General features: G+C 53.2%; 10 protein-coding genes and 4 pseudogenes. 7 read left to right on the top strand and 7 right to left on the bottom strand.

All coding sequences use genetic code 11. The features are described 5' to 3' along the window. Window positions 1–31: 31 nt before the first annotated feature. A pseudogene (locus SGP1_RS01645) lies at window positions 32–740 on the bottom strand (MgtC family protein). Between the two features lie 2118 nt (window positions 741–2858). Here SGP1_RS01645 and SGP1_RS34870 point away from each other — a divergent pair. Beyond that, window positions 2859–3858, top strand: a pseudogene (locus SGP1_RS34870) (trehalase family glycosidase). Further along, the gene (locus tag SGP1_RS36020; protein WP_243466143.1) at window positions 3806–4180 is read left to right on the top strand and encodes a trehalase family glycosidase; all 375 of its coding nucleotides are present in this window, start codon (window positions 3806–3808) and stop codon (window positions 4178–4180) included. The pseudogene SGP1_RS34870 and the gene SGP1_RS36020 overlap by 53 nt, the downstream one beginning before the upstream one ends. 258 nt (window positions 4181–4438) lie before the next feature. Here the strand turns inward: SGP1_RS36020 and SGP1_RS01635 are convergent, their stop codons facing one another. The 3 genes from SGP1_RS01635 to SGP1_RS01625 all read right to left on the bottom strand — a co-directional run bounded on the left by SGP1_RS01635 (window position 4439) and on the right by SGP1_RS01625 (window position 8478). After that, window positions 4439–5710: a Glu/Leu/Phe/Val family dehydrogenase gene (locus SGP1_RS01635; protein WP_011410039.1), complete on the bottom strand. Its 1272-nt coding sequence runs from the start codon at window positions 5708–5710 to the stop codon at window positions 4439–4441. A gap of 313 nt (window positions 5711–6023) precedes the next feature. Continuing rightward, window positions 6024–7454, bottom strand: coding sequence for an amino acid permease (locus SGP1_RS01630; RefSeq protein ID WP_011410038.1), 1431 nt, complete (start codon window positions 7452–7454; stop codon window positions 6024–6026). A gap of 640 nt (window positions 7455–8094) precedes the next feature. Next, window positions 8095–8478 (bottom strand): EamA family transporter, encoded by a 384-nt coding sequence (locus SGP1_RS01625; protein ID WP_041866536.1) that lies wholly within the window; start codon window positions 8476–8478, stop codon window positions 8095–8097. Window positions 8479–8585: 107 nt separating this feature from the next. Here SGP1_RS01625 and SGP1_RS01620 point away from each other — a divergent pair. Further along, a pseudogene (locus SGP1_RS01620) lies at window positions 8586–9014 on the top strand (IS5 family transposase); the annotation flags it as partial. A 22-nt stretch (window positions 9015–9036) separates the two neighbouring features. On the opposite strand, the pseudogene SGP1_RS01615 reads toward SGP1_RS01620, so the two are convergent. Then, a pseudogene (locus SGP1_RS01615) lies at window positions 9037–9244 on the bottom strand (OsmC family peroxiredoxin); the annotation flags it as partial. A 217-nt stretch (window positions 9245–9461) separates the two neighbouring features. Here SGP1_RS01615 and SGP1_RS01610 point away from each other — a divergent pair. The 4 genes from SGP1_RS01610 to SGP1_RS36015 all read left to right on the top strand — a co-directional run bounded on the left by SGP1_RS01610 (window position 9462) and on the right by SGP1_RS36015 (window position 10822). Beyond that, complete coding sequence (locus SGP1_RS01610) at window positions 9462–10169, top strand: FadR/GntR family transcriptional regulator (RefSeq protein WP_011410037.1); 708 nt, start codon at window positions 9462–9464, stop codon at window positions 10167–10169. Between the two features lie 9 nt (window positions 10170–10178). Continuing rightward, window positions 10179–10493 carry a helix-turn-helix domain-containing protein gene (locus SGP1_RS01605; protein ID WP_041866535.1) on the top strand — a complete coding sequence of 105 codons (315 nt, stop codon included), beginning with the start codon at window positions 10179–10181 and terminating at the stop codon, window positions 10491–10493. Window positions 10494–10505: 12 nt separating this feature from the next. Beyond that, window positions 10506–10625 carry an IclR family transcriptional regulator domain-containing protein gene (locus SGP1_RS34865; RefSeq protein ID WP_083764633.1) on the top strand — a complete coding sequence of 40 codons (120 nt, stop codon included), beginning with the start codon at window positions 10506–10508 and terminating at the stop codon, window positions 10623–10625. Between the two features lie 113 nt (window positions 10626–10738). Next, window positions 10739–10822 carry a hypothetical protein gene (locus tag SGP1_RS36015; protein WP_424141148.1) on the top strand — a complete coding sequence of 28 codons (84 nt, stop codon included), beginning with the start codon at window positions 10739–10741 and terminating at the stop codon, window positions 10820–10822. Between the two features lie 71 nt (window positions 10823–10893). Here the strand turns inward: SGP1_RS36015 and SGP1_RS34860 are convergent, their stop codons facing one another. Continuing rightward, window positions 10894–11205, bottom strand: coding sequence for a CoA transferase (locus SGP1_RS34860; protein WP_279379428.1), 312 nt, complete (start codon window positions 11203–11205; stop codon window positions 10894–10896). After that, window positions 11177–11986 carry a CoA transferase gene (locus SGP1_RS01600; RefSeq protein WP_198408763.1) on the bottom strand — a complete coding sequence of 270 codons (810 nt, stop codon included), beginning with the start codon at window positions 11984–11986 and terminating at the stop codon, window positions 11177–11179. The genes SGP1_RS34860 and SGP1_RS01600 overlap by 29 nt, the downstream gene beginning before the upstream one ends. Between the last annotated feature and the right edge of the window lie 10 nt (window positions 11987–11996).

The raw sequence follows: 11996 nt of genomic DNA, 5'->3' as shown, positions 1-11996 counted from the left end.
TGGGGGTTCGTTCATTGTTTTCTCCTGCTCATCAATCGGATTGGGGGAGTGCGATAGACCAGTTAACCACGCTGACGCTTTTTTCCAGGCTGATGCAGCAAACCATGTTTTCGATGTCTTTTTGCGCAGCGGGTAGGCCAAAATATCCGCGTTCACTTCCAGATGGCCTGGACGGGCGATATCGGAACTGTGCAACGCCTGCAACCGCAGGGCGACGTGATTTACCGCCTGCAAAATAAGCGTACGCACCAGAATCTCATCATCGCTGCCGCAAACGATGCGAATGCGGAAACGTTGCTCGACATCGTTATCCGGCGCTTTCGGCTGCATATTGATGCGTTGGGCCGCTTCACGCAGCAGAATGTTGGCGCACAGCAGCACCAGCGTCGCGACGCAGGCATTGGCAAATTGACCCAGTCCGCACAGCAAGCAGGCCAACGGCGGCGGAACACCAGAGCGTCGCCGCGGAATTGAGGACCGAGATATTCATTCCCTGACGCATGATGACGCCGGCGCCTAAAAATCCGACGCCGGACACGATCTGCGATGCGATGCGATGCGGGCTAGATTATCGGCGGCCGTACCGAGCGAACTCATAATAAAAATCGCCGCACCGGTGGCTACCAAGGTGTTAGTGCGCAAGCCGACCATGCGCGAGCGCCACACTGACGCTTAGCGCCGATAATAGCGCCCAGCAGTGCCGCCAGCGACAAATGCAGGATAAAGGAAGTCCATACCATAACGTTTTCCTCATGTATGGCGTAAAACAGGTTTTCTTTTCAGGCGCGCGTTATTTACGCAGCAAAATCACACGCGGAAAACCCGGAGGAAATAGATGATGGCGTTGAGGGATAAGCAATAACATAAACATAACCCGTCTAAGCACGGTTCAAGTAACCCGCACGCTGAGAAAATTCAGTTCGGGTATGTGACAGCTCTAAGAGGTGAGATGAAACATTGCCCGCCGTTTTAAGGCAAGCAAACGATGAAGTTGGCTGGCCTTATAAGTTGTCACTCAAAGGGTGAATGTCCAATTCATTACTCCATCTATTAAAATTACCGCTACTACAGCCGCACGCTTTAGGATTGTAAACCGCAAAAATATGGATGACCCCTAACAATAAAAACCCTAAAAACATATTAAAAACATATTAAAAACATATTAAAAACATATTAAAAACATATTAAAAACATACAGATAATAACACTTACTTTTCTGCACGTCCGTTCTTATCTTAAATGCTTTATCAACGATAAGTGATTTCCTTCATCCCGCCGCGTCTTGCCGTATTTTAATATTGCACTGCGGCAACCTAATCCTCTAAACGTAACCAGCCGGACGGGGGATCTTGGGAGCGTTTATTACTCCACCCCTGCCCTGTTTCTCCGACAATGATCTCCTGGAGAGCACTTATTTGAAAGATTCAGGTTTATTAGTGCAATAACGGCGCCAACGCCTAACGTTATGGATTGTGGTCCACCCTATCGGGCGCCTTGATACTTTGACCTTAACAAGATCCCGCATTTTGCCGCTGAAGCAGCACTCATTGGTGCTCATCGCGCATAATCACGATATGAGCCGATAGACATTGGCGCTAATACTCCCGGCAATGAAGTACGTTGACATTTAGCCGTCCCGCGCCAGGCCGGTGGCATGTTGATAAAAGGTGATAGCCAAGCCTGCTGATGACCTTGTCGTGCGGCCAGGCGCATCCGATGCTGCGCTTGGTTTAACCCTGCGAGTACGAACCGCCACACCCCTGCCGACACCAATGCAGGTCCAGATAGAAAGAGGTAATGACAGAGACAGAGACAGAGACAGAGACAGAGACAGAGACAGAGACAGAGACAGAGACAGAGACAGAGACAGAGACAGAGACAGAGACAGAGACAGAGACAGAAATAAATATAGAGATAGAGCGATCTTGTACGGCACAATTATTGCACTAAAAAGACATCATAATTACACCATTAAACCACCTTTCTGGTGCCTTATTTGTACCTTATATACCTCCACCCGCTTTCGTTTACTATCGGTATCACGCGTTATTCATGCAAGTTTTTTCCACAATAGCAGCGTTAAATTGGCATCAGTTCCGTTCCTGTTCGACGTCCCCCTTGGCCTGTTTAATGCCGTGCCTTAATGGCCCTCTTCAATGCCTGTTCACCGCCGCGTCGATGCTTCTTAGCATTCTTGGGCATCATTACGCCACTACATGAGCACCCCTATGCGACCAGTCTAAAACCATTTAAGCACAGCTTCAGTACCTGTAAAGCACCAAAATAGACTCTATAATTTCCGATACTAGGTTGACCGCCGCGCAGATAAATCGTTAAGTCACCGATAAATTTCCATTTTATGAAATAATTATTTTCAATTTATTTCCTTTCAACCTGCCAACCCATTTATAGTTAACTAGTCATTAATCAAATAATTTGTTGAATAGCGAGACATCCCCGTCTGTCCGCATTCATTCCCTTTCCCTACCAGCATCTTAGGCTGCCGATTTTGGTCAACCACCTTCACGGTTGCAAACCCGCTTTATTACCTTTTATCCTGACGCTGTGTCTGGGTGCGGCATCGCCCCCAACAGCGGAACCGCAATTAAGCCATAGCGCCGGCTCCAACCCTTTCGCGACAAAGTCAGACGGCCCTACCACTCAAACCCGGAACCCGCAGCTCAACGCGCCGCAGCCCCCGGATAGCCTTTTCGGCCCGCTGTTTGACGCCGTGCAGCACGCCAAACTTTACCCCGACCAGAAAACCTTTGCCGATGCGGTACCCCGTCAGGCGCCGGCAGCGATCCTTGCCGCCTATCAGCAACAAAAACAACAGGCGGGATTCGATTTAAAACGCTTTGTCGCTGCGCACTTTGATTTGCCTGAAGCAAGCCAAGGCTGGCAGCCAGCCAGAGAGTCTGCGCCAGCATATCGACGGGCTGTGGCCGATTTTGACGCGCAAAACGGATACTGTACGTCCCTTTGATTCCTTACTACCGTTGCCAGAAAGTTACGTAGTGCCGGGAGGACGTTTTCGCGAAATCTATTATTGGGACAGTTATTTTACCATGCTCGGGCTAGCGGAAAGCGGGCATTGGGTGTTGGAAAAAACATGACCGATAACTTTGCCCACGATATAGAGACGTATGGGCATATCCCGAACGGCAACCGCTCTTATTATCTTAGCCACTCGCAGCCGCCGTTTTTCTCTTTATGGTAACGTTGCTGGCGCAACATGAAGGTGCCGGCGTCTACGCCTCCTATCTACCCCAGTTAAAACAAGAGTACGCCTACTGGATGCAGGGCAGCGCAGAACTTCTGCCCGGACAGGCAAGCGAACGCGTCGTCTGCCTCGATGACGGCAGCCTGCTCAACCGTTATTGGGACGATCGTAACGTGCCGCGTACCGAATCCTACAGCGAAGATATCGCTACCGCCGCCAAGGCGCACAGTCGTTTAGCAGCCGACGTCTACCGCGATTTACGGGTCGGCGCGCATCCGGATGATGGGACTTCAGCTCCCGCTGGCTGCGATCCCCATGACCTTTCCACCATCCGCACCACTTCGCTGCTACCCGTCTATCTGAACGCGCTGCTGTACCATCTAGAAACGACGCTGGCCGAGGGCAGCAAGGCACTCGACGCACACCAGGACGCCACCCGCTACACCGCGTTGGCGGAGCAGCGCCGGCAGGCGATTAATCATTATCTGTGGAACGAGCAGGACGGTTATTACACTGATTACGACTGGGCAGCAGCGACAAATAACCCACCCGGTCACCGCCGCCACGGTATTCCCGTTATGGGTGAAAATAGCGCCAAGGGACCGCGCCGCCCGGGTTGCCGCGACCGTGCGTAATCTATTGCTTAAACCCAGCGGGCTGGTCACCACCACGGTTAATAACGGTGAGCAATGGGACGCCCCGAACGGTTGGGCGCCGCTGCAATGGATTGCCGTACAAGGCTTTGGCTATTACGGTCAGGAAGCGGCCATAGGCAATCGCTTTTTGAACAACGTTCAGACGCTTTATGAAAAAGAGCATAAGCTGGTGGAAAAATATGTGGTGGAAGGCGAAGGTCTGGGCGGCGGCGGCGAATATGCCCTGCAGGACGGCTTTGGCTGGACAAACGGTGTCACGTTGATGCTACTGGATACGTATTGTGCCTGTACGCCCGGCTGATAACCCTGCCCCGCTCAGCGCTCATGGCAAAACCGGCGCTAACGTAGCCGAGGGCCAAAGGTGACTTAACGCCAATGGCGACGCAGCCCTAGGATTACGCCGCGTGCAGCCGTATTTTCTCCTAGTCCGGGACGACCCTCGCGGCCTGAAGTCAGCCAGCGGCGTGTGGCGCTGGCTAATACCTTCTTCCAAGCGCCGTCGACAGCATCGCTGCCGACGGTATCAAGCGGCGGCGGGGGGTGGACATATGGCCCGCGCTTAGGGATAAAGCCCCCGCTCGCGGCGGGCCATCAGTATCCGTTCGCAGGCCACAGCATATGCGGCAGTGCGTAACGTCACATCCAGCGCATCCGCTTTTTGCCACACCGTCTCCAGCGCGTCGCGCATGATGCGATCCAGTCGATCGTTTATCTCCTGCTCGCTCCAGAAGAAACTGGAGAAATCCTGGACCCATTCAAAGTAACTCACCGTAACGCCGCCCGCATTGCAAATCACATCCGGCACCACCGTGATGGCGCGCTGGCGCAGAATATCGTCCGCGCCCGGTAAGGTAGGCCCGTTGGCGCCCTCCAGCACCAGACGGCATTGCAACGCGCGTGCACGTTCGGGCGTAATCACTCCCTCCAACGCGGCGGGCAGAAAAATGTCGTACTCCTGGTGCCAAAATTCATCTTCCTTCAGCTGTGTACCGCCCGTAAAACCGGCGATAGCGCCATGCTGACGCTGATACTCCGCCAGCGCAGGGATATCCAGCCCGCGGGCCTCAAACAATGTGACGCTGTGATCCTGCACCGCCACGACTTTAGCTCCTGCACGGTGAAACAGCCCGGCCGCCACACTGCCGACATTGCCGAATCCCTGCACCGCCACACGGCAATCCTCTACTTTTAGGCCTATCCGCTCCGCCGCGCTGCTGCCGGTGACAAACACCCCGCGACCGGTCGCGTTCACCCGACCGAGAGAACCGCCTAAATGAATGGGCTTACCGGTAACCACACCGGTGGCGGTCGAGCCGATATTCATGGAATAGGTGTCCATCATCCATGCCATGACCTGCGCGTTAGTGCCGACGTCGGGCGCTGGTATATCCTGCTGTGGACCGATAATGGTACCGATTTCGCTGGTATAACGCCGGGTCAGGCGTTCCAGCTCCTTTTCCGATAACTCGCGCGGATCGACGCGAATACCCCCTTTAGCGCCGCCAAAGGGCAAATTCAGCGCGGCACTTTTCACCGTCATCCACGCCGACAGCGCCATGACCTCTTCCAACGTGACATCCGGGTGAAAACGCACGCCGCCTTTGCCCGGCCCACGGGATAAATTATGCTGCACCCGAAAACCTTCAAAATGACGGATGGTGCCGTCATCCATTTCAAGGGGAATGTCCACAATCAGCGCCCGCTTGGGATGACGCAGCGTATCCGCCCAGAGGGCCAGATCGCCTAAATAGGGTAACACGCGCTCCACCTGAGCCAGGAAGGTAGCCCACGCGGAATTGTTATCTGTAGAAACATAGGAAAGGGCACTCATAAAACAACCTCTATCAAGCTAAGCGATGGGGCGGCAAGGGAGAATCGCTACGGCCTTACCGGCGGGAAATTGACTTCCGTTTTTGTTTTACTCTGCTGCGGTTCCAGTTTACCAGTGCAAAACACTGTGAACCTTGCCGGCGCTAGCAATTCCGTCTTATTCTCCGTCGCTTATAGGCATAAGTGGAAGTTGGACCGTTTGCTGCCAGCGGCCCTTACACCGCAGCACGATAGCGCGTCGGCTTTTTTTCATCTGCCCGTTAAGCACGGCGTCGGTCGACAATACCTTCCACCGTTAACGGCAGCCGGGGGCGCTACAGCCGGGTAGGCTCAATGTCCATCTCCCGCGCCGGCGTGAGCTGGGTAACGCTTTCGGCGGCACGATGGCGGCAAACCATCAGGCTGAACAAAAAAACAATCAGCGCCACGACGCCCGTCATCAACGCCTCATAACGGTATGACGGCGCGCAGGCCATGTAACCTAGCACGGAGGCAATAATCCCGATACTCAGCCAATTAAGCCAAGGAAACAGCCACATTTTAAATTGGGGCGGCTGCCCTTGGCGTTCCAAAATGCCGCGCATGCGCAATTGGGAGACCGCGATAAAGAGATAAACCAGCAGCGCGACCGCGCCGGTACTTGAGAGCAGGAAACCAAATACTTTGCCGGGAAACAGATAATTGACCAGACAACCCAGAAAACCGGCCAACGTAGAGGCTAATACCGCGATACACGGCGTCCCATGTCTGGAAACGCGCTTACCCAACGCGGGGGCATCCCCCCGGCGGGCCAACGCGTAAAACATGCGCGAGGCGGTATACAGAGCGGAATTCATGCAGCTGCTTACCGCTATCAGCACCACAAAATCCATAATCCGTTTGGCGCCGGGGACGTTCAGCACCGACAGAACATATTGGAAAGTTCCCTGCCGGGGAAGCGCGGGATCGTCCCAGTCAACCAAACAGACTACCAGAAAAATCGATAAGATATAAAACAGCGCGATACGATAGATAATAAGGTTGGTGGACTTGCGGATTTGCCTTGCCGGCTCCTGTGATTCCACCGCCGCGATACTCAGAATCTCCGCGCCAAAGAAAGAGAATATCGTCACCAACACACCGCCCAACACCGCGCCTGGACCGTTGGGCATAAAGCCGCCATGGCTAAAAAGCCGCGCCGTTCCGCTAACGTCCGCCAGCGGCCAAAATCCCATCACGGCCAACGTACCGATGACGATAAACGCGATGATTGCCAGCACTTTGACTAACGAAAGCCAGAACTCGAATTCGCCGAAATGCCTGACGTGGCAAAGGTTGGTCAAGGTCAGCAGCGCCATAATACCTACCGCGAACACCCAGGGAGCCACAGAGGGAAACCAGGCGTGTAAAATATCCGCGCCAGCAATGGCTTCGACGGGAATGACCAACACCCAGAACCACCAGTAAAGCCAGCCGATGGTAAAGCCCGCCCAAGGGCCAATCGCCCGGGCTGCATAGGTGGAAAATGAACCGGAGTCCGGCTGGGCAACGGCCATTTCGCACAGCATGCGCATCACCAGTAACACCAGTAAGCCCGCAATGGCATATGAAATAAGGATTGCGGGGCCGGTAATAGCAATGGCGTTTGCAGAGCCGATAAATAACCCGGCGCCGATAATACCGGCAATTGAAATCATGGTGACCTGACGGTTGGAAAGCCCGCCACCCAGCGAGGGCGAAGCTCCCGATGCTTTTACGTTTTTCATACGTCATCCCGCTAAACTTAGCTTTTAAAAGCGCTGTTCTCGGCAAGGTGCCGAACGTGCCCGAGATACGCTTTTACCTTCGTCGTCATCATTGCGAAAGGTTTACGTCTCCCTTATGTCAATTACTGCCCCTTGTTACGTGTTTTGGCAGCATGGTGTTAACCTTGGGTTAATTTCTATAACATATCATTTTCTTCTTGTTCACGACCAGCGCATATGCGCTGAAACAGCGATTAATATTGCATTTTTAGTCATTGATCACATCCTGGGTATGCAATTGTCGACGACGTTGCTGAAAAAAGTGAGCATATTCATGCACTTTTCTATCAACGGGACCCGGTCTCATGCAAGTTGTAACATCGAAACACCTCTCTTCGATGACCGTTTGTGGCGCTGTCGTTTAAAAGCAAACGCGGCAAAAGTCTTAGGCGTGGTATCGAGGGAGAGCCATCCGTCTTGCGGGCTTGCTTCACACCCGCCGTTGTGATTGCCCACCTTGCCATTCACCAACATCAGGGTCGATGGGGTAAAGGACTGACTCGCCGTTGCGGCAGCCCCGCGCGATGCTTACCGGTTACCGTTTTTTCGCACCAGACATATCGGTGACGAGGAATTAATTTTATTTTAAATTAGTAATTACCTATTTAATTGACTCTAATTTTTGCTTTCCCGCCGTGAACAAGGGACAATCATGCCAGGCATGCTGTCGTCGGTTTCTCACACACCTGCGCCCTCCTCGGAACGCTGCGCCCGGCAACATCTTTCCGCCGTAAAGACGCCGGTGCCGCGTCATGGCACGCCGGCGGTGATGGAGAAAAACGATGGCGATGACCTGGGTAAATGTCAGATGTTCGGAAAGCGTGATGAAAGCAATAATCGCCACGATCGCGGGCTCCATACTGACCAGAATACCGAAGGTTTTATGCGGTAGGCGTTTCAGCGCGGCCATTTCCAGCGACATTGGCACCGAACTGGAGAATAGCGCGATTAACAGCCCCATCAACAACAGATACGGATGCGCCATAATATTACCGGAATCGATGATCCCGACCGGAAAGCTTTGTTGAATAAATATAACTTTTAGGTGATCGTCTGCTCAGATCACTACCGTCATTTCAACATCTGCACTCCATGGCAAAGCAAAAGTTTAAAATAACCAACTGGTCCACTTACAACAAAGCTCTCAAGCAGCGCGGGGCTCTGACGATATGGCTGGATGAGTCGGCAATTGTTGCATGGACGGAAAAAACAACGCCTGAACGGCGTGGCCGGCCACTTCACTACGCAGATATGGCTATCACCACTGTTCTGATGATGAAACGCGTGTTTGGCCTTTCGTTAAGCGCTTTACAGGGCTTCGTTGACACCATTTTTAAACTGATGGTGCTGCCGCTAAGATACCCAGACTACTCGCTGATCAGCAAGCGAGCAAAGACAGTTAAGATCAGCATAAAAACGCCGACCCGTGGTGAAATCTCACCTCTAGTCATTGACGGAACCGGCCTGAAGGTCTTTGGCGAAGGCGAATGGAAAGTCCGACAGCATGGTGCCGACAGACGGAGCTTGTCGCCGTAAAGCCTTATTCACCCAACATCAGCGAAAGCGCCATGGAGAAACAGCCCGCATGAGCTGCACCGATCAGTTCTTCAGGATTGGTCCCCGACGCGCTTTCAAAACGCGTATTAAAGCCATAGGGTTGCTGCTTCAAGGCACCGCTCGGTGCTAATGGTTCCCTTACCCCGTTTGATATCGCCTTCCCAGTGGGCCTGTCCTTTCTTATGAATCGTCATACGCTCCTCCTGTTTTTCAAAACATAAAGTTAAGTATAGAAGGAATTTCGGCCCGCGCCAAAGCGGTTCTCGCCGAAGCCACAAGTGTCGCCTGTCCGCTACTTCACCCGTGCTATGCAAAACACCGCAGCCGTCCCGCGCGGCGCCAAGACCATTGCACAACGGGGCGCGATACCCTAAATTCATGGACATGAACACTGTCCCTGCCGGAGGGAAAATGGACGTTATCGCACTTAAGAAAGTGACCCTCACCGAACAGATAATGGAGCAAATCGCCTCGCAAATTACCTCAGGCAAGCTCAAACCCGGTCAGCGTCTGCCAAACGAACGCGCAATGGGCGAAATGTTTAACGTTACCCGTAGCCGCGTGCGTGAGGCGCTACGTGCCCTTTCGTTGATTGGCTTAATCGAGATAAAACCCGGCGATGGCAGCTATGTCTGCGAAAACAAGCCGCATTTACCGGAAGAAACCATAACCTGGATTTTCAACAAGGAAATTCATAATCTGGATGAAGTCTATGCCGCCCGTAAATTGATAGAAGAAGAGGTCTTCCTCACGGCGGTAGACACCGCCAGCAATGATGACATCATCCGCCTGCAGTCCATTATGGACAACATGACGGAAGTGCCGCTAGCGGGCGGCAAGCCGGAAGATTATCATCTTCTACTGGACGAGTATGATCTGTTAATGGGCAGGATCTTCGGCAACCAGATCTACGACAAGCTGATGCAAACCATTATCATGTTGCGCAAGGACTTTTCCCACAAGCTCTTAAAGGCAGAGGACGCGATGGCGCATAGCCTGAAACTTCGCCTGAAGATTCATGACGCGTTTGTCGAGCGCGATAAAGCGCAATTGAAAAAAAACTTGCACACCTTTTTTCAGTCATCACGCAAATTCTACGACAAGATGGCGGACAACTAAGAAAACGCTATGGCTAAAGTAAAATCGGCGGAAAGAACCTTCCGGCTCGTGGAACTCATCGCCAGCCATCGCGAGGGGCTGACTTTTTCTCAGTTGCAGGCCAGCCTGGTCATCCCACGTAGTTCAGCCCACAGTCTGATCCAGGAGTTTCTGGATAACGACTATTTACTCTATGTCGCGGCCAACTGCATCGAAAGCACCGATTTAATCCGCGATTTAAGGTTACTGACCGCTTTTTTGAGCAAAAAACTCAGTAAAACCACCCATGCCGCTATTCTGGACGGCACTCAGGTGATCTATCTGGTGAAAGCTCATGCGCAGTAAGACCTGTCGCTGATGCGCAATATTGGTAACCATCTGCCCGCGCATTGTACGGCGGTGGGCAAGGTGCTGCTCAGTCAGTTCAGCGATGAGCACATCACGCATCTGTATGGCGACCCCCCCTTGAAAAAATGACCATTAACTCTATTGGTACGCTGCCGGTGCTGCTGGCGGAATTAAAACAGGTACGCTAGCAAGGCTATGCGCTTGATCAACGCGAAGCGAATGAGCGTGCCGCCTGTCTTGCCCTGCCGCTGTACTCCACCGGCGGTAAGATGATCACGGCATTCAGCGTGACGTTCCTTGCCTACGAGTGGCAAGCCTGCCGATAGAAGAGGTGTTGCAGGTAATGAAAGAAAGCCGGGTGATGGTGCGTTAACCCTCACCCGGCAATAAGCCTCCGTTAGACGGGATTGTCGGCGCCCAGCGGCGGCGCCCCTACGGGGCTTACAAAAATTTCACCGTCTATTCGGATGGGACAGCGGGTCGTCAGTAGCGTCTTGCCGCTATGCAATGTCAACCGTTGCACCATCTCCAGCGCTTTAAATCCCTCACTGGCGATTAGCTGCTCCCAGTCCAGCACGTTGGCACACCATATATCTTCCTTTTCCAATACCGTCAGCCAGTGGGCGCTGGTCTGCTGTCGTAAATGATGCAATAACAGCGTCTTTATCTCATAGCGGCGGTCAAAGGCGCTTTGCGGCTCGGAATACACCGCTAATGGCGGACAGCCCAACAGTTCCCCCAGACGCGGCAGCGGCGCCATCGCCAGCGCGAGAAATCCGTCGGGTAGATGCCATAGGGAGCCGCGACATACGCGTTGGCATTATTGACCGCGCTCCTGATGGGATCTCTCTGCCATCGTTGAGCCACGTAGTCAACACTTCAAATTGTAAATCCAGCAGCGTCTCCAGCAAGCTGACCTGTACCAGACAACCGCTGCCGGCGTGAATGCGGTGTACCAGCGCGGCGATGATCCCCTGTACCAGATAGTCGCCGGCAAAAATATCGGAGACCGACAGGCCCAGCGGCAACGGCGGCTGCGAAGCGTTGCCGTTGAGACAACAAATGCCGGACAGCTCCTGTACCAGCAAATCTTGACCAGGGCGCGAAACCCAGGGACCTCGATCGCCATATCCAGAAATCTCGCCGTAAATCAAACCCGGATTCATCGCTTTCAACGACGGATAATCCAAACCGAGACGTTGCGCCACGCCGGGGCGGTAATTGAAGATGACAACATCGGCCTGCTCAATGAGCGGGCGCAGCGCTGCACGTGCCGCGCAATCTTTCAGGTCGACCGTGATACTTTTCTTATTACGGTTAATGGCGTGAAACAGCGTACTCTCGCCATCAATCCGCCATTCTGAAATATACAGGCTGCGGCAGATATCTCCCCCCGCCGGATTTTCGATTTTAGTGACGCTGGCGCCCAGGTCGACCAAGCCGCAGAGCCACCGATGGTCCGGAAAGAAATTGGCTGAAATCGAGGACATTGATTCCTGC

The sequence above is a fragment of the Sodalis glossinidius str. 'morsitans' genome (assembly GCF_000010085.1).
Lineage (GTDB): Bacteria > Pseudomonadota > Gammaproteobacteria > Enterobacterales > Enterobacteriaceae > Sodalis > Sodalis glossinidius.
This window is presented reverse-complemented; position numbering and strand designations above follow the sequence as displayed.

Coding starts and splice junctions, on each gene's coding strand:
- SGP1_RS01635 (WP_011410039.1), bottom strand. CDS start 5,710: ATGAGTGCCCTTTCCTATGTTTCTACAGATAACAATTCCGCGTGGGCT.
- SGP1_RS01630 (WP_011410038.1), bottom strand. CDS start 7,454: ATGAAAAACGTAAAAGCATCGGGAGCTTCGCCCTCGCTGGGTGGCGGG.
- SGP1_RS01625 (WP_041866536.1), bottom strand. CDS start 8,478: ATGGCGCATCCGTATCTGTTGTTGATGGGGCTGTTAATCGCGCTATTC.
- SGP1_RS01610 (WP_011410037.1), top strand. CDS start 9,462: ATGGACGTTATCGCACTTAAGAAAGTGACCCTCACCGAACAGATAATG.
- SGP1_RS01605 (WP_041866535.1), top strand. CDS start 10,179: ATGGCTAAAGTAAAATCGGCGGAAAGAACCTTCCGGCTCGTGGAACTC.
- SGP1_RS34865 (WP_083764633.1), top strand. CDS start 10,506: ATGCGCAATATTGGTAACCATCTGCCCGCGCATTGTACGGCGGTGGGC.
- SGP1_RS01600 (WP_198408763.1), bottom strand. CDS start 11,986: ATGTCCTCGATTTCAGCCAATTTCTTTCCGGACCATCGGTGGCTCTGC.